This window comes from Pseudomonas sp. B21-021, assembly GCF_024749205.1.
Taxonomy (GTDB): Bacteria; Pseudomonadota; Gammaproteobacteria; order Pseudomonadales; family Pseudomonadaceae; genus Aquipseudomonas; species Aquipseudomonas paraglycinae.
This window is the reverse complement of record NZ_CP087192.1, coordinates 4,584,794-4,601,721: the sequence shown is the minus strand read 5'-3', so window position 1 is coordinate 4,601,721 and position 16,928 is coordinate 4,584,794. Positions and strand designations below refer to the sequence as shown.

The following is a 16,928-nucleotide window of genomic DNA, read 5'->3' as shown; positions in this document are numbered from 1 at the left end:
CAGGTTTCGAACGCTGTCTGTCGTCGCTGCACCGCCATCATCACTGTGAACGAGCCCGAGGAGAAGACGTGGATTCCCGATTGAATGCTTTTCTTGAACGCGCCGAGTCGGTTCTGGCGCGGATCGAACCACTGCTGCCGGCTCCACGCCCGGTCATCGACTGGGGTACCTGCCTCGCCGCACGCTGGCAGCGTGACGGTCGCAGCGGTTATCTGCTGCCGCTGGAAGTCAGCCTCGACATGCGCTTGTCGGACCTGATCGGCGTCGATCGGCAGCTGGAGCAACTAGGCCGCAACACTCAGCAATTCCTCGATGGCATGCCGGCCAACCATGCGCTGCTGTGGGGTTCGCGCGGTACCGGTAAATCGTCGCTGGTCCGCGCGCTGCTGGCAGAGCATGCCAAGGCCGGTTTGCGCCTGATCGAAATCGAACGCGATCACCTGGCAGACCTGCCACGGGTGGTGGAGCAGATCGCCAAGCTGCCGCAGCGTTTTGTGCTGTTCTGCGACGACCTGTCGTTCGAGTCCGGCGAAGGCGACTATCGCGTGCTGAAAAGCGTGCTGGACGGCTCGCTTGAACAGGCGCCGGACAACGTGTTGCTGTACGCCACTTCCAACCGTCGCCATCTGGTGCCGGAAAAGGAAAGCGACAACGAAAACTGGAAGCGCGTCGATGGTGAACTGCATCCGAGCGAGGCGGTTGAAGACAAGATCGCGCTCTCGGATCGCTTCGGCCTGTGGCTGTCGTTCTATCCGTTTACCCAGGAACATTTCCTAAACGTCGTCGAACACTGGATCGGCCAGTTGGCCGCCAAGGCCGGCCTGAGCTGGGAGCGCGACGAACAACTGGACATTCTCGCCGTGCGCTGGGCAACCGGCCGTGGCAACCGCAACGGACGTTGCGCGTACCAATTCGCCCGTTACTGGGTGGGACTGAAATTGTTGGAGCACAAGGCATGATTGATTTGCAACAGAGCGGCCAAGGCCTCGAAGGCTATGGCATGTTGGCCGCGCAACTGGAATCGCTGCTGGCGGACGAGCGCGATTTCATCGCCAACGCCGCGCAGTTTTCGGCGTTCCTGTTCAACCAGCTCGATGACCTGAACTGGGCTGGTTTCTACCTCAATCGCAACGAAGAGCTGGTGCTCGGCCCATTCCAGGGCCAGATCGCCTGCGTGCGCATTCCGTTCGGTCGCGGTGTGTGCGGCGCGGCGGCTGCCAGCCTGCAGACGCAACGGGTCGAAGACGTTCACGCGTTTCCAGGCCATATCGCTTGCGACAGCGCGTCGAACAGCGAGCTGGTCGTGCCATTGGTCAAGGACGGTCGCCTGATCGGCGTGCTCGACCTCGACAGTCCGAAGCTCGCGCGTTTCGGTGCCGACGATCAGGCCGGGATCGAACAACTGGCGGCGATCTTCCTGCGTCTGACCGACTGCTGATCACGCCGCCAGGCCTGCCTTGAGCAGCACGGCCGCCGGGTCCACGGCATCGATCTGCCGTGGATCGAGAAACCGCGTGGCGTACTGCAGATACACGCCATCGCGGATGAACAGCCCGAACAACTCCGCATCGATGTGCGCCTCGCGGCACATGGTGGCCATGATCCCCAGCGCTTCACTGAGGGACTTGGCTTTTTTGTACGGGCGATCGGCAGCGGTCAGGGCTTCGAAAATATCGGCAATCGCCATCATGCGCGCCGGCAGGCTCATGTCTTCGCGCTTCAGGCGCTTGGGATAACCGGTGCCATCCATCTTTTCGTGATGCCCGCCGGCGATTTCCGCGACGCTGTTCAGATGCCCGGGGAAGGGCAGGTGGCTGAGCATCAGGATCGTCTGCACCATGTGGTGGTTGATGATGTAGCGTTCCTCGCGGGTCAGGGTTCCCCGAGGAATGCTCAGGTTGTACAGCTCGCCGCGATTGTATTTGTACGGTGGCACGTCGAGCTTGAAGCCCCACGGATTGTCCTCGGGAATCAACTCGCCTTCGGCGCGTTCCAGCAGATGTTCGGGCTTGTCTGCCAGCAACGGTTCGGTGACCGGCAAGGTCGGTGCCGGGGTGCGTGACTGACGCCGGTTCTCTTCCCATGACAGGCCCAGCCGATCATCCAGCGTGCGCGTCCATGGGCGTTTCGCGATGCCTTGCAGGCGTTGCAGGTCGGCCTCGGCCATCGCTTCACTGCCCAGATTACAGTGGGCGACGAATGCAAAATCATCATCCAGTGCCGTCAGGGTTGCGTCGCGCAGCTCGGCCAGTTGCCGTTCTTCGCCGCCCATGGCCAGGGCTTGCCAGTAGCTGACCCAGGCATCGCGCTTGAGCACTTCGAAGCGGGTGCGGATTTCGTGCAGGCGATCGTTCAGGGTTTCCAGTTTGGTGGCTTTGTCGACCACGTATTCCGGGGTCGTGACCTTGCCGCAATCGTGCAGCCAGGCGGCGATGTGCAGGGCCTCCCATTCGTCTTCGTTCGGCTGGTAATCGCTGAAGGCCGGCGCCTCACTGGCTGCGGCGGCATGGGCGAGCATCAGGGTCAGCTCCGGCACGCGCTGGCAATGCCCGCCGGTATAAGGACTCTTGGCATCGATGGCGCCGGCCAGCAGTTGAATGAACGCATCCAGCAGTTGCTTCTGCCGGGCTTGCAGGCGCTGGCTTTCGATACTCACCGCCGCTGCCCCGGACACCGCTTGCAGGAAGGCAATGCGGTCGGGCCGCAGCTTTTCCAGATCACTCGCCGTGCCGCTGTCATTGATCAGCAGTACCAGCAGGCCGACGGTCTCGTTGTGTCGGTTATGCAAACGGATACCGATCAGGTGCACCCTTGGCGACTCCATGGCCAGCAGCACTTTCTGCAAGTCGGTGGCCTGTTCGAAACCCAGATTGCTCACGACGGTGTTGGCGTTCGCCAGTTCCCGAAACCATTCGGGGCCCTGAGTAGCGTCAAGATTGCGCCCCTGAATATCGAACGCGGCCAGGGCTTGTGACGCGCCATCCACCACCAGTCCGTAGGGCTCCATCCGGTTGCCATCATTTTCGCGAAGATAAATCAGGCCCGCCTGGGCTTGGGCGATCTGCACGGTCTCGAACAGGACTCGTTGCAGCAACGGGGCGAAGCGGGTTTCGGCGGTCAGGCTGTCGGTGATCCGGAAGAAACTGGCCAAGGTGTCCTTCATGCGGGCCATCGACAGACTCAACTGGTCGACCTCCAGCACCGGTGATCGACGGGTCACGGGAAAATTGAAATCGAAACTGCGAATCGCATCGGCCTCCTTGACCAGCGCATGCAGCGGCTTGACCAGAATCCGCGAGATCAGCCACCCGAGCGGCAGGCACAACAGCAGGGTGGCCAAGGTGATCAGCGCGCCTTGCCAGCGCATGCGATAGGCGTCGACCAGCAACTCGTCCTCCGGCACCAGCAACGCCATCTGCAAACCTTTCGGCCCGCCTTCCTGCAACTGGCTGCGGGCGACGATCCATAGTCGGCCGTCGGCCTTGAGCCGATTGCCCTGATGGCCGGACAACAAGGCGCCAAGGGCGGGGCTCAAGTCGGCAGCCTTGGCCAGACGCGCCGTACGGTCATCGACGATCAGCCGGCTGCTGTCGGGGTAGGCCACGGCGTTGCCTTCGGCGTCGAACAGGACGATTTCCGTGGCCGGTGTCACCACGTGTTTGATCAGGGTTGCGGAGAGTGCGTCGAGGGTCAGGTCGGCGCCGATCACCGCGTCATCACCGCTGCGTCGGGCCAGCGTCGTGCCGACGTTGTGGGTGGAGAAAAAGACGTAGGGTTCGGTGGTGATCTGTTCGGTCTGTTGCCGCGCGTTGATGTACCAGGAACGGCTGCGAGGATCATAAGGATCGTCGGGGTTGTCCTGCCGGCCGACCGGGGACAGTGCCTGATCGAAGAACAGCGACTGCGAATGCGCCTGACCGCTGGCGTCATGTTCGATGCTCCAGACCTGAAACGCCGCGGCGTCCGGTGCCTTGAGCAGGGTTTTCAGCGCCGGCGTGCGCAAATGACGGACCATGAAAAAATCGCCGTTGCCATAACCCAGGTACAGCGAGGCCAGATCCGGGTTGTCCGTCAGGGACTGGCTGAACGGCTTTAGCAGCGCCAGACGCTGTTCGAGGCCGGAAGAGCGGGCGGCGGGGGTGTCCGCCAGCAGGCTTAGCAGGTGCCGGATCGGTGCATAAGTGGCCTGCAGATCAAGGCGCACATCCTGCTCGATGCGGTTGAACAGTTTTTCGCTGCTCGACAGGATGATCTGTGTGGTCTGTCGATAGTTGAACAGACCCAGCACCACCCCGGTGAGCAACAGCAGAAAGGTGAACATGACGCTGATGTGCACATGCAGCGGAAACCGGCGTTGTTCCGGGCGCAGTGGGCTGGGCATTGCGGACTCTCCGTGTAGGTAAGCACACTGCTCAGCGTCCAAGCATAGTTAAGCCCCGGTCACTTTGCTCTCGCTGATCCGGTTCAGTTGCTGTTCCAGTGCCTGCTCCAGTTCCAGGATGGCGAGACGGCTGGCCTGGCAGCGACGCTCGATCTCATCCCCCGGCTGTGCTTGCAGGCACGCCAGCTCAAGCGCATCGCAGCTGTCGATCAGGCGCGAGGCTTGGGCAATGCGCGCGGCGCCCTTGATCTTGTGGGCGATGACGGCCAGCGCGGGAGGATCCCGGGTGAGGGACAGGGCCTGCAATTCCTGCCGGTCAAGACGACTGCTGTTGAGCAGTTCTGCCAGCAAGCGGTGAGTCTGGGACGGGTTGCCACCGGTCAGCAGCGTGAGCCCTTGCAGATTGAACACCGGCGCACGGAACAGCGGCTGAATACTGCCGACCCATTGGCTCAGGCTGTTCAGGCTCAGGGGTTTGAACAGACACTCGTTCATGCCGGCCTGTTTGCAGCGCAGGATCTCCTCCGGCTGGGCATTGGCGGTGAACCCCAGCACCGTGCAGGCCGGACGACGGGTGATTTTTTCGTGCTGACGAATCGCCCGGGTCAGCTCGTAACCGTTCATGACGGGCATGTTGCAATCGGCGATGACCAGATCGAATTCGCCATTTTTCCATTGTTCCAGCCCGCGCAAACCATCTTCGGCGATACAGAAACGATGGCCGAGGTATTCAAGCTGTTGGCACATCAGCAGCCGGTTGGCCGGGTGGTCATCGACCACCAGAACCGTCAACGGAATGAGGGGGGCCTGAATCTGTGGTTCCTCTTCAGCTCTCGCCACTTGCGCAGGCAGGATCGCCACCGGCAGAGAAACAGTGACCTGAGTGCCGATTCCGGGGAGGCTGCTCAACCGCAGTTTTCCACCCATCATCTCGCACAGGTTGCGGCTGATGACCAGCCCCAGTCCCGCACCACCGACGGTTCGCTGCCCGCCGTTGCCGGCCTGGGCGAAGGGTTCGAACAGGCGCGACTGATCCTGCGTCGTGATCCCGATGCCGCTGTCCTGTACGGTCAATTGCATCACCGAGCGTTCGGGGTCGTCCGTGGGTAGAACGTCCAGCGTGATTCTGATGTGTCCTGCTTCGGTGAACTTGATGGCATTGCTGATCAGGTTCGACAGCACCTGCTTGAAGCGCAGCGGGTCGAGGTGTACATCGACATTCAGTTCAGGGGGAGAGACGGACACGGTCAGTGAGAGCTGTTTTTGCCGGGCGAGACCTTCGAAGATTCTGACCACCGAGCCGACGGTATCGATCAGGTTGATTCGTTCGGGGTTCAGGCTCAGCCGCCCGGATTCGATGCGCGCAATGTCCAGGATGTCGCCGATAAGGCCCAGCAAGTCCTTGGCGGAGTGGTAGGCCGTTTCGATGCCCGAGCGATCCGGATGAGCCTGATCCATGCGCTTGAGCGTCAACTCGAGCATGCCGATCACGGCGTTCATCGGGGTGCGGATCTCGTGGCTCATGGTCGCCAGAAACGTACTCTTGGCCCGGTTGGCATCGTCTGCCCGTTCCTTGGCTGCGCGAAGTTCGTCGAGCAGTTCGCGGCGCTCACTGATGTCGATCCAGCCGCCGATGATTCCCTGGACTTCACCGCTGGAGTCCCGGTACGGCAGGATCCAGTGATAGATCGTCAGGTGCCGGTTGCCGATCTGCAAGGGCCGGTCGAGCACCAGCGGTTTACCCTCGGCCACTACCCGCTGATAGTCGGCCTGATACGTCAGGGCCTCGAAAGCATTGTTCAATGCACCCTGCATCACGCTTTTGCCAATGACGTCTTCGCGCCGGGCATTGAACGCCTGGAGATAGCTGTCATTGCAACTTTGCAGGACGCCCTGGCGGTCACGCACGTAGATGGGGTGGGGGGTGCCGTTGACCAGTGAGCCCATGAATTCCAGCTGGTCATTCAAGGCCCGTTCGGCCGCCTTGCGTTGTCTGATCTGGCGGCGCATGTAGGCATTCCACAACAGCGACAGCAGCAACAGCAGGCAGGCGCCGCCGATCACTTGATAGAAAAAACGCTGGTATTGGCGCCAGGTGCCTTGTGAAACGCTCGAGTATCCCCGCCAGCGCCCGTTGATGATGCCCAGTTCTTCGGGGGTGATGCTCATCAGCGTCTTGTCGATGATCGAGCCCAGCTCCGTGTTGTCCCGGGCGGTTGCCAGCGAGAAAGCCGCCTGACGTGTGCCGATGGTGGTGGTGATCTGCAGTGGCTGTTCAAAGATGCGGGAAGTAATGAAGTAGTTGGCGATGACCAGCGAGTTCACGGCGCCCTCGACCTGACCTTCGTCGAGCAGTGCCACGGCGCTGAAGGTGTCCGGCGTTTCGATCAGCTGAATACGCGGAAATTCGGTGCGCAGATATTCGATCATCGGATTGCCTTGGGCAATCGCCAGCCGCTTGCGTTTGAGCTGGCCCAGGTGTGTCGGGCTGTCGGCCGCTTTTCGGGTCAACAGCACGTAGGAGTTTTCCAGGTAGGGACGGCTGAAGGTCAGGGTTTCTTCGCGTTGGGTGGTGGGCAGCAGGGCGGCAATCAGGTCGGCCTGGTGATTTTCAATCTGCTTGATCATCTCGGCATCGCTGCGGCTGCGGCGTATCTCGAAACGCAGACCGGTGCGCAGGCGAATGAGTTCGAGCAGGTCGGCACTGATGCCGCGAAAGTTGCCTTCACTGTCGAAGAACGTCAGCGGAGCGAAGGCCTCGTTGACGACCACACTCACCACCGGATGCTTTTTCAGCCATTGTTCTTCGCGTCGGGTCAGTTGCAGCTTCTGGTCGGTGAGCAGTGTGTCGCTGCCGACGCTCCAGCGTTTGGCGATGTTTTCGCGCTCGCTGCCCGGGACAGCCTTGAGCACGGTGTCGATGATGCCGGTCAGTTGCGCGTTGTTGCGATGCACGGCGAAGCTGAAACCGTGGGCCTCGTGCTTGCCGAAATTGGCCATGCGAATGTTGTTCAGGTAACCCTTGCTGATCATGTAGTGGGTGGAGATGGTGTCGCCGAGAAATACGTCCGCCTGATCGAATGCGACCGCGTTGATTGCGTTCTGGTAGGACGGATAGGACGTGATGAGGGCTTTGGGATACATCGCCTTGACCTCATCCAGCGGTAGGTAGTGATAGAGCATGCTCAGCCGCAGACCGGCCAGGCCTTCGGTCAGCGAGCGGGTTTCGCCTTCGCGGGTCACCAGCACCGGCTGGTCGACTGCATAGGGTCGTGACAACACGATGTCAGGGTTCTCCGCTTCGAAACCGTTGGACGTACCCAGGATGTCGATGCTGCCGTCGATCAATGCCCGGATCGCGGCTTCTCGCGAGGCGAAGCGCCTGACCTTGACCGGCAGTCCGGTCGCCTGGCCAATCAGTCCGGCGTAATCCGCCGTGAACCCCTCGAAGTCGTGACCGCTGGTGGTCATGTCGAAGGGCGGATAGTCGGGAGCTGAGGCTCCCAGAATCAACTCTTTGCGAGTGTGCAGCCACGCCGCTTGTGATGGCTCGAACAAGACCGGTAGCGATCGATCGGTCGAGCGCGCGAGCAGGGCAAAGTCCTGAAAACCAGGCGATGCAACTGTGACAGGCGCGCTGAGACTCAGGCATGCACTCAATGCAATCAGAAAATTCTTTAAGCGACGGGGCATGTTGGCTCTCACACGAGTGCGTTACGTTTGGCCATTTCGATAAGTTCTACAAGGGACTTGGCTTTCAGTTTTTGCATCAGGCGTTTTTTATAAGTGCTGACGGTTTTATTGCTGAGAAACATGCCTTTGGCAATTTCCTTGTTGGTGCGCCCTTGGGCAAACAGTTGCAGGACCATCAGTTCCCGGTCATTGACGGATTTGAAAAGTTCAAGTTCTACATAGCGCACATCATCGTGACGAACAGGATTCAAAGCCTGGCTGGGAAAGTAGTTGTAACCGGACAGCACAGCTTTGATTGCACTGACCAGTTCACTCAAGTCTTCCTGTTTGCACACATACCCCGACGCACCTGACTGCATGCAGCGGATGCCGAACAGGGTCGGGCATTGTGCGGTCAGCACCAGCGTCTTGAACGGCGAACTCATGGAGTTGAAGCGGGCCAGGACCTCCAGGCCGTCGAGCTTGGGAATGCTGATGTCGAGGATGATCAGGTCGGGCATGCATTCGCGAACCATCTGCATGGCATCGACACCATTATCGGTTTCTCCGACGACTTTATAACCTTCATGCTCCAGCAGCATTCGAACGGCGAGGCGGATGACCGGGTGATCGTCGACAATAAAAACGGAGTTCATAATCAAATCCCATACGAGCGCAAATAAAGGGCGAACCTTAGCTCAGATGAATGAACGCACGCATGAACTGACAGGGCGTCAGCGGCAATCAAGGAGAAGTCCTACAAATAAAGAGGAATCAGACTACGTGTTAACTAGGTTTGACGTAGGTAGAGGCGTGAGATGTTCAAGCGTTGTACTTGATTAATTTGGCAGATGCGCAGGAAAAGTTTGTGCGGTCAAGGTTGAAGCTATTATTCGTTGTTTGTTTCTGTCTTCTTGAAACTATAAAAAAGGAAGACTTGTCTTTTCGCCGCTACTGCACCAGACCCGACCGATCCATTGCAGATCGGTCGGGCGGCAGGCGTCAATGACTGGAACGTCCGGTCATTTCCAGCGCCATGTCGCTGGCGTAGCTGTCGGTCATGCCGGCGATGAAGTCGATCATGCGCAGGAACGACGCGTGCAAGGGGCCGTGCGGATCCGGCGCATTGTTGCCCAGCAGATCGAGAATCCGGCGGCTCTTGAACGACGGCGTGCGGCCGTTGTGCTGTTCCAGGGCCGCACCGCAGAAGGCGTTGAGCAAAATCTCCAGGGTCGTGTAGGCGCCGATTTCGTGCAGGGTCTTGCGCTTGTCCTGGAAGATTTTCTTGCGGGCGATGTCCTTGGCGTTTAGGACGCAGCGTTTGGCGGGACCGTGCATATGCTCCACCAGATCCCCCGGCAGCGTACCGGCCAGCAGCGCATCCTGTTGTTCGACGAAGGCGCGGGCCGCAGCGTTGGTCAGGTGCTCGATGGCCTTGCCGCGCAGGATTGCCAGTTTGCGCCGGCGCGAATCCTGCGGGCCGAGCTGGCGATAGGTTTCCGGCAGGTCATCGCCGACCAGACCGAGCAGCAGCGACTCGACTTCGGCGTAATCCAGCAGCTCCATTTCCAGGCCATCTTCCAGATCGATCAAGGCGTAGCAGATGTCGTCCGCCGCCTCCATCAGATACACCAGCGGATGGCGCGCCCAGCGTTGCTCTTCCAGCTGCGGCAGACCCAGCTTGTGGGCGATCTGTTCGAGCAACGGCAGTTCGCTCTGGTAACAACCGAACTTGTGCTTTTTGTAACCGAGGGAGTCGGCGTGACGCGCGGTCCACGGGTACTTCAGGTAAGTGCCGAGGGTGGCGTAGGTCAGCCGGGTGCCGCCGTCGAACTGGTGATACTCCAGTTGCGTGAGTACCCGGAAGCCCTGCGCATTGCCTTCGAAGTTCAGGAAGTCACCGCGTTCCGCATCACTCATCGCATCCAGCCAGCCGCGTCCGGCAGCCTGCTGGAACCAGTGACGGATCGCATCTTCGCCGGAGTGGCCGAATGGCGGGTTGCCGATGTCGTGCGCCAGGCAGGCCGACTGCACCACCATGCCCAGATCGCTCGGCTCGCACCATTCGGGCAAGGCGCGGCGCAGGGTTTCGCCCACGCGCATCCCCAGCGAACGGCCGACGCAACTGACTTCCAGCGAGTGGGTCAGGCGCGTGTGAATGTGGTCGTTGCTCGACACCGGATGCACCTGGGTCTTGCGCCCCAGGCGGCGGAAGGCGCCGGAGAAGATGATGCGGTCATGGTCTTTATGGAACGGGCTGCGGCCAAGTTCCTGCGGGCTGTGCAATGGTTTGCCGAGACGTTCGCGGTTGAGCAGGGTATGCCAATCCAAGGCTGATTCTCTCCGTCTGGTGACTGATTCCCTAGCTTCCCGGTTCAGGCTGGCATCTGCAAGCGCAACTACAAGCCCGCCGCATCGATGTCGATCAGCAGCAGGCGCTCGCCGTTATCGAAAAACTGTCCGGCGGTCAGGCAATACTGGTTGCTGGTGGCGTCGCGATAGGTGTTGGAAAGGGTCAGGCGTCGTTCTTCCCAGCCTTCGGCCAGCAGGTGATAGAAGTACGGGCGCCATGACCAGTTGTGGCCCAGGTAGCGGTTGTCGGCCACCCAGCCGCTTTGTCGCCATTCCAGGTTCGGTGTCAGCTGAGTGCCGTGACGGTCGCACTGATAAAAGCGCAGCAGCCAGGGAAAGGCGTCGAGCTGCGGCAGGGCACTGAGCGGGGCGCGGGCCTGGGCCCAGGTTTGCAGGATGGTCATGAGTTCGCTGAGCTGCTGGCGCATGAACATCAGTTTGCTGCGTTCGGCCAGCTTCTGGCGCACATAGGACTGGCGCAGCTCGGCGAAGCGTTCAACGAAGTCATCCGTACCAAAAAGCGCCTCCTGCGCGCGGGCGAACAGAAAACCCTGCACGTAACGCGATCCGCACTCCAGCGCGAAATTCAGTTGCGCCGCGGTTTCCACGCCTTCGGCAATGATCCAGCAGCCAGTCTTTTCGGCCATTTGCGCGAGGGCCTTGACCACGTCACTGCTCGGTCCGCCAAGTGCGGCGGCCTGGAACAGGCGCATGTCGAGTTTGAGAATGTCCGGTTGCAGCGCCAGCACGCGATCGAGCTGGGAATAACCAGCGCCGAAATCGTCGATGGCGATCCGTGCGCCGGCATCGCGATAGCGCGCTACGACTTCGCTCAGGCGCTGGCTGTTACCGCCAAGCTCGGTGATTTCGAAAACTATCCTTTGCGGGTCGATGCCATGCCGGGCGAGCTGTTTCAGGCTCGGCAGCGCCTGGTCGGCACGCAATCGACTGATCCAGCGCGGTGACATGTTCAGGCTGAGAAACCAGTCCGGCGGTGCCTCGTGCAGTCGACTTAGCGCGTTGTCGCGAATCTGCCGGTCCATTCGGCGCAGCGCGATGGCCGGGGTGCGCGGGTCGGCGAACAGCGGTCCGACCGACGCCAGTTGGCCATCGGCCTGGCGCAGACGACCCAGTGCCTCGACCCCTGCAATGCGTCCGGTGGCGGTATCGATGAAAGGTTGAAAGCAGGCGAGCGGTTGCCCGTCGATCACGGGGCCTCCTTGTCGTTCTTGTTCTGGTCGAATTCTGCCGGCCGGATAGGCAAGCGGGATTGAACCTCCGGATAAGAGATTCAATCCCGCCGGTATTGCAAGAATGCAGCCAGATGCGAGGGATCAGCGCTTGCTCGAACTCTGCATGACCAGTTTGATCAGCGGAGCGAGGCTGGTGCCCAGGCGGATCAGTCGGGTCAAGCCGCCGACACCTCCGCTCTTGGCCCCTTTTCCCGTGATGAAACCCAGCAGCGTCACGGCCGCCACGCCCCACAACGGCGCGTGCTTGATGCCGAACCCGCCCTGCAGGTTTTGCGTCATGCCACGCATGCGCTGCAGAGGTTGCAGGACCTGGCCGGTTTCGTGGCGGATTTCCTGACGATGCATTTCCATGCGCAGACGGATCAGTGCCTTGCGCATTTCACGGCGAGAGCTGTTGTGCGGAAGTTCAGGCAGGCTCATGGCAGCAGGCGCTCCCGGTCATTGGCCAGTTCTTCCAGCGTGCCGTGGAAGGGCGAGGATTCATCGAAGATCGCGGCCTTGAGACGCAGCGCGCAAAAGATTGCCGCCAGGGTGTAGAACACGCACAGCCCAATGATTGCGGCCAGGCGATAGGTGTCCCAGAACACGATCAGTACGAGGGTCGACAGGCCGACCAGCAGCAGCAGCGCAAACACCAGCGCCAGGCCGGCGAACAGCAACAGACTGACGGTGCGTGCTTTCTGTTCCTGCAGTTCGATGCCGAACAGTTCGACGTGGCTGTGCAGCAAACCGAGAACGGCAGCACCCAGACGGCGTGTGGAGGAGGCGGTGCCCGAGTCCGGGCCGGATTCACCGATCGACATGATCAGCGCCGCGTGGCCAGCAGGCCGATCAGGAAGCCGACGCCAGCGGCGATGCCCACCGATTGCCACGGATTGGCCGACACATATTCTTCGGTGGCGGTGACCGCAGCCTGACCGCGCTCGCGCAGGGTGTCTTCGGTCAGCTTCAAGGTTTCCCGTGCGCGCAGCAGGCTTTCGTGGATCTGTTCGCGCAGATCGTCAGCCTGATCACCGGCCAGCGTGGCGGTGTGTTCCAGCAAGCGTTCAGTGTCGCTGACCAGAGTCTGGAAGTCGTTCATCAGGATTTCTTGAGCAGTCTTTGCCTTGATGCTGGCCATGGGGGATCTCCGTAAGTGGCGTTCTGAAGCGGTGTTCTGAAGCGTTCGAGTATGAGCCAAGTGTGAAGGTTCAGTGCAAATGGCTGGTACAACTTTTGCTGTGTCGTGGTGCGTCGATCGGTGGCAGTGCGCTGTTGCCGGGCGCGAAACCGGGCAAAGCAACGCCCGGATGATGAGGGTTCATGTCAGCCCATCGACCTTGTGCGCCAAAGCGGTTCACCGGACCACCGGATCAGTGACCGCACAGTCGCAACTTGGTGCATGAAATGTGCGCATGAACCGCTTTGGTGCCTTTTTTCAGCCTTGGGTCTGCCTCCTCATGGAAAATCTGCAAAGCGCTGTGGACACGCTGGTTCACAGTTCCAACACATTGTTCATTCTGATCGGTGCGGTCATGGTGCTGGCCATGCACGCCGGGTTCGCGTTTCTGGAGGTCGGAACGGTTCGCCAGAAAAACCAGGTCAATGCGCTGTCGAAGATTCTCAGCGACTTTGCGGTGTCGACCCTGGCCTATTTCTTTATAGGCTACTGGCTTTCGTACGGGGTGACCTTCCTGCAACCAGCGGCGGTGCTCAGTGCCGATCATGGTTATGGGCTGGTGAAGTTTTTCTTCCTGCTGACCTTTGCGGCGGCGATTCCGGCGATCATCTCTGGCGGCATCGCCGAGCGCGCGCGGTTTGTGCCGCAACTGTGCGCCACGGCGCTGATCGTGGCGTTCATCTACCCGTTTTTCGAAGGCATGATCTGGAACGGCAACTACGGTCTGCAAGCCTGGCTGACCGCGCAGTTCGGTGCCCCTTTCCATGATTTTGCCGGTTCGGTGGTAGTGCATGCCATGGGCGGCTGGCTGGCGCTGGCGGCGGTGTTGCTGCTCGGGCCGCGCAACGGGCGCTATCGCGATGGCAGGCTGGTGGCGTTCGCGCCGTCGAGCATTCCTTTTCTGGCGTTGGGTTCGTGGATCCTGATCGTCGGCTGGTTTGGCTTCAACGTGATGAGCGCGCAGACCCTGCAAGGGGTCAGCGGACTGGTGGCGGTCAACTCGCTGATGGCGATGGTCGGCGGCACGGTGGCGGCGTTGATCGTCGGGCGCAACGACCCGGGCTTTCTGCACAACGGCCCGCTTGCCGGGCTGGTGGCGGTGTGTGCCGGTTCCGACCTGATGCATCCGGTCGGCGCGCTGGTGACCGGCGCGATTGCCGGCGCCCTGTTTGTCTGGTGCTTCACGGCGGCGCAGGTCAAATGGCGCATCGATGACGTGCTGGGTGTGTGGCCGTTGCACGGTCTGTGTGGCGTGTGGGGCGGCATCGCCTGCGGGATCTTCGGCTCGACCGCGTTGGGCGGGCTCGGTGGCGTCAGCCTGATCAGCCAGTTGATCGGCAGCGCCCTCGGTGTGACGGTGGCGCTGATCGGCGGTTTCGCCGTCTACGGTTCGATCAAGGCGCTGCATGGTCTGCGCCTGAGCCAGGAACAGGAGTACTACGGCGCTGACCTGTCGCTGCACAAGATCGGCGCGGTGAGCCAGGACTAGGTCTCCTCATCGTCGGCTCCGGGGTAAAAGCCGTGAAGCAGGCGATAACGATCGATGCGCACCTGATCGACTTTCTCCTGCACCCGGTGCGCAGGAAACCCCAGCAGGATCAGGGCATGGGAGCCGAGCATCAGGCTCGACTCCAGCAGTTCCGGCACCACTTCGCTGGCGCCGGCTGCTTTCAGCTCGGCCGACTGGCTGTCGTCCCGGGTGCGCACCAGGATCGGCACTGTCGGGTTGAGGCGTCTGGCCTCCTTGAGAACCCGCAAGGCCACGTCGGCTTGATCCACGGCAATCACCAGCAGTCTGGCGCGCAGCAAACCGACAGCGATCAACAGATCGCCGCGGGTTGAATCGCCGTAGTGGACGTCGCGTTCGGCGGTAGCGGCTTCCTGAATCCGTACCGGATCGTTGTCCAGCGCGACGTAGGATTGCCCGGCATTGCGCATGAAGCGCCCGATCGACTGACCGACACGGCCGTAGCCACAGATCACCACATGCCCGTCGAACCCGGCATTGAGGGCGCTGATTTCCTCGATCTGCGCTTCCTGATTGGGCTTGCGGTGCAGGGCGGCGGCGATGCGCGGTGCGGCGCGTAACAGCAGGGGCGTCAGCAGCATCGAGCAGAAGGTGGCGGCGAGCAGCAGGGCACCGAGCTCGGCGGGGAGCAGCCGGCTCTGCTGCATCTGCGCCATCAGGGCGAAGCAGAATTCACCGCCCTGGGCGAGCGCGAGGCCGCTGCGCCAGGCCGTTTCACTGTCGCTGCCGCGCCATTTCACCAATAGCGCCACCACCAGGCCTTTGATCACCAGCAAACCCAGGGTCATGCCGATAATCAGCAGGCTGTGGCTGGCGAACAGTTGCAGGTCGATCAACATTCCGATGCTGACGAAAAACAGTCCCAGCAGAATGTCGCGAAACGGCCGGATATCGGCCTCTATCTGATGCCGGTAATGGCTCTCGCCCAGCAGCATGCCCGCGAGGAACGCGCCGAGGGCCGGAGAAAGACCCAGCAGGTGGGTCAGCCAGGCTGTCAGCAACACGATCACCAGCGCCAGCAGCACGAACAACTCTGCGGAACGGGATGCCGCGACTTCCTGAAACAGGCGGGGCAGCAGCCAGCGGCTGGCCAGCAACAAACCGAAAAACAGCAATACGGTCTTCAACAAGGTCAGGGGCAACGCCCAGTACCAGGCCTGATCACTGCTGCCGGCGAACACCGGTACCAACGTCAGCAGCAACACGGCCACCACGTCCTGGAACAACAGGACGCCCACCGCGTTCTGGCCATGGCTGCTGAAGATTTCGCCGAGACTGCCCAGCTCCTTGGTCACAATCGCCGTGGATGACAGCGACAGGCCGGCGCCCATCAGCAAGGCCGGTGTAGTGGGCATGCCCAACAGCATCAGCACGCCTCCCAGCAGGAATGTGGTGATCAGTACTTGCTGGCTGCCCAGACGGAAAACCACCTGGCGCAGGGCAATCATTTTCGACAGGGAAAACTCCAGCCCCAGGGAAAACAGCAGAAACACCACGCCCAGTTCGGCAAGATCCGGCAGATGTTCGCTTTCATTGATCCAGTCGAATGCCTTCGGCCCGACCATCAAGCCCACGCACAGGTAGCCCAGCACAGGCGGCAGGCGCAGGCGACGGAACAGGGCAATCATCACCAGGGACGACGCCAGAATGATCAGCAGATTGGCAAACACGAGGCACTCCAGAACAGGTCAGGCTCTTCAAGCGTAGAGGTAAAAAACACCGGAGCATCGCGTAAATGGCGATTTTGTGGGCTGATTTACATCAGGGTTTTACGAGGCGCGGGATCGAACCCGGTGGGTGGGTCGACGGGCTTTGCGGGCAGGCCTAGAATGATCACTCGATTTTTGGGGTTGAGCGCACATGCTTCCTGAATGCCAGTTGTTCGGCACCCTGGGGTGCCATTTGTGTGAAGTCGCGGAGGCCGAGCTGATGCCTTTTGTCGAGCATGGTCTGCTGGTGGAACTGGTGGATATTGCTGACGATGAATCGTGGTTCGAGGCCTACAGCCTGCGGATCCCGGTCTTACGAAGGGTCGATACCGGCGCGGAACTGGGGTGGCCGTTCAGCGCCGATCAGGTGGTGGCATTCCTGCGTTAACGGCCCTTTCTCTTTCGCGTTGGTGGCGCTCGTCACCTTCGCTCAATCACGGCTTGGCACTTTTCGGGTTATTCGGTTACTGTATGCGCATACAGTAATTGGGTTGGCCTGCCATGCCGTTTCCGGGCATTCGTCAGGGCAAGCCGGATGTCAGAGGGAGCCACCGTGGTCAATGTCGAACAGTTGAAAAGCAGCGTGAACGGGATGTCGGTTGACGTGGTGCGCGAGGCCGTCCACGAATTGCGCCTGGACGGTCTGGTCACGGAAGGCAAGACTCCCTTCAACAAGCTGCATTTCAACACCTGCTTTGCCGAGATCGAGGCCTTGTTCCAGCGTGCCGGCTATCACAAGCAACTGGATGTGGTCGGATATCAGGGGCTTTTGTACGCCTTGTACGATCCGGGCCGTTGGGACGCCGTGGATGTGTTGCGCTGGCTCAAGGAATTCACCGAGGCGGCGGCGCTCAAATCGATCCCCGCCTGATTC

The 16,928-nt window shown here is 60.9% G+C and carries 14 protein-coding genes; 5 read left to right on the top strand and 9 right to left on the bottom strand.

What is annotated here, in order from left to right:
• Positions 1-68: 68 nt before the first annotated feature.
• Together LOY31_RS20535 and LOY31_RS20530 are read left to right on the top strand one after the other, a co-directional pair.
• The gene (locus tag LOY31_RS20535; RefSeq protein WP_007955716.1) at positions 69-959 is read left to right on the top strand and encodes an ATP-binding protein; all 891 of its coding nucleotides are present in this window, start codon (positions 69-71) and stop codon (positions 957-959) included.
• Positions 956-1,438: a GAF domain-containing protein gene (locus LOY31_RS20530; RefSeq protein WP_011335287.1), complete on the top strand. Its 483-nt coding sequence runs from the start codon at positions 956-958 to the stop codon at positions 1,436-1,438. Before LOY31_RS20535 ends, LOY31_RS20530 begins: the two co-directional genes overlap by 4 nt.
• On the opposite strand, the gene LOY31_RS20525 is transcribed toward LOY31_RS20530, so the two are convergent.
• From LOY31_RS20525 to LOY31_RS20490, 8 genes are all read right to left on the bottom strand, one after another.
• Entirely contained in the window at positions 1,439-4,381 is a 2,943-nt protein-coding gene (locus tag LOY31_RS20525) for an HD domain-containing phosphohydrolase (RefSeq protein ID WP_258712155.1), read from the bottom strand.
• A gap of 48 nt (positions 4,382-4,429) precedes the next feature.
• Positions 4,430-8,074 (bottom strand): transporter substrate-binding domain-containing protein, encoded by a 3,645-nt coding sequence (locus tag LOY31_RS20520; protein ID WP_258712154.1) that lies wholly within the window; start codon positions 8,072-8,074, stop codon positions 4,430-4,432.
• A gap of 8 nt (positions 8,075-8,082) precedes the next feature.
• Positions 8,083-8,709, bottom strand: coding sequence for a response regulator transcription factor (locus tag LOY31_RS20515; protein ID WP_007955724.1), 627 nt, complete (start codon positions 8,707-8,709; stop codon positions 8,083-8,085).
• A gap of 346 nt (positions 8,710-9,055) precedes the next feature.
• Positions 9,056-10,384: a deoxyguanosinetriphosphate triphosphohydrolase gene (locus LOY31_RS20510; protein WP_085607127.1), complete on the bottom strand. Its 1,329-nt coding sequence runs from the start codon at positions 10,382-10,384 to the stop codon at positions 9,056-9,058.
• A 68-nt stretch (positions 10,385-10,452) separates the two neighbouring features.
• A complete protein-coding gene (locus tag LOY31_RS20505) occupies positions 10,453-11,616 on the bottom strand; it encodes an EAL domain-containing protein (RefSeq protein WP_085607125.1) in 1,164 nt (387 codons plus the stop codon).
• A 123-nt stretch (positions 11,617-11,739) separates the two neighbouring features.
• Entirely contained in the window at positions 11,740-12,078 is a 339-nt protein-coding gene (locus tag LOY31_RS20500) for a hypothetical protein (RefSeq protein ID WP_064598290.1), read from the bottom strand.
• On the bottom strand, positions 12,075-12,461 hold the full coding sequence (locus tag LOY31_RS20495; protein WP_007955728.1) for a phage holin family protein: 387 nt from the start codon (positions 12,459-12,461) through the stop codon (positions 12,075-12,077). The genes LOY31_RS20500 and LOY31_RS20495 overlap by 4 nt, the downstream gene beginning before the upstream one ends.
• 2 nt (positions 12,462-12,463) lie before the next feature.
• Positions 12,464-12,778: a YqjD family protein gene (locus LOY31_RS20490; RefSeq protein ID WP_221535309.1), complete on the bottom strand. Its 315-nt coding sequence runs from the start codon at positions 12,776-12,778 to the stop codon at positions 12,464-12,466.
• A 319-nt stretch (positions 12,779-13,097) separates the two neighbouring features.
• Between LOY31_RS20490 and LOY31_RS20485 the strand changes: the two genes are divergently transcribed.
• Positions 13,098-14,306 (top strand): ammonium transporter, encoded by a 1,209-nt coding sequence (locus LOY31_RS20485; protein ID WP_221535310.1) that lies wholly within the window; start codon positions 13,098-13,100, stop codon positions 14,304-14,306.
• On the opposite strand, the gene LOY31_RS20480 is transcribed toward LOY31_RS20485, so the two are convergent.
• A complete protein-coding gene (locus tag LOY31_RS20480; RefSeq protein ID WP_221535311.1) occupies positions 14,303-16,015 on the bottom strand; it encodes a monovalent cation:proton antiporter-2 (CPA2) family protein in 1,713 nt (570 codons plus the stop codon). The two genes, LOY31_RS20485 and LOY31_RS20480, sit on opposite strands and share 4 nt — an antisense overlap.
• 190 nt (positions 16,016-16,205) lie before the next feature.
• Here LOY31_RS20480 and LOY31_RS20475 point away from each other — a divergent pair, with 190 nt between their 5' ends.
• Together LOY31_RS20475 and LOY31_RS20470 are read left to right on the top strand one after the other, a co-directional pair.
• Positions 16,206-16,442, top strand: a complete 237-nt coding sequence (locus LOY31_RS20475) for a glutaredoxin family protein (RefSeq protein WP_007955734.1) — start codon at positions 16,206-16,208, stop codon at positions 16,440-16,442.
• Between the two features lie 165 nt (positions 16,443-16,607).
• Entirely contained in the window at positions 16,608-16,925 is a 318-nt protein-coding gene (locus tag LOY31_RS20470) for a hypothetical protein (protein WP_007955735.1), read from the top strand.
• The last annotated feature ends 3 nt before the right edge of the window (positions 16,926-16,928 follow it).

Excerpts from the sequence above, each read along its gene's own strand:
- LOY31_RS20520 (WP_258712154.1), bottom strand. The coding sequence starts at position 8,074 with ATGCCCCGTCGCTTAAAGAATTTTCTGATTGCATTGAGTGCATGCCTG.
- LOY31_RS20515 (WP_007955724.1), bottom strand. The coding sequence starts at position 8,709 with ATGAACTCCGTTTTTATTGTCGACGATCACCCGGTCATCCGCCTCGCC.
- LOY31_RS20495 (WP_007955728.1), bottom strand. The coding sequence starts at position 12,461 with ATGTCGATCGGTGAATCCGGCCCGGACTCGGGCACCGCCTCCTCCACA.
- LOY31_RS20485 (WP_221535310.1), top strand. The coding sequence starts at position 13,098 with ATGGAAAATCTGCAAAGCGCTGTGGACACGCTGGTTCACAGTTCCAAC.
- LOY31_RS20475 (WP_007955734.1), top strand. The coding sequence starts at position 16,206 with ATGCTTCCTGAATGCCAGTTGTTCGGCACCCTGGGGTGCCATTTGTGT.
- LOY31_RS20530 (WP_011335287.1), top strand. The coding sequence starts at position 956 with ATGATTGATTTGCAACAGAGCGGCCAAGGCCTCGAAGGCTATGGCATG.
- LOY31_RS20490 (WP_221535309.1), bottom strand. The coding sequence starts at position 12,778 with ATGGCCAGCATCAAGGCAAAGACTGCTCAAGAAATCCTGATGAACGAC.
- LOY31_RS20500 (WP_064598290.1), bottom strand. The coding sequence starts at position 12,078 with ATGAGCCTGCCTGAACTTCCGCACAACAGCTCTCGCCGTGAAATGCGC.
- LOY31_RS20525 (WP_258712155.1), bottom strand. The coding sequence starts at position 4,381 with ATGCCCAGCCCACTGCGCCCGGAACAACGCCGGTTTCCGCTGCATGTG.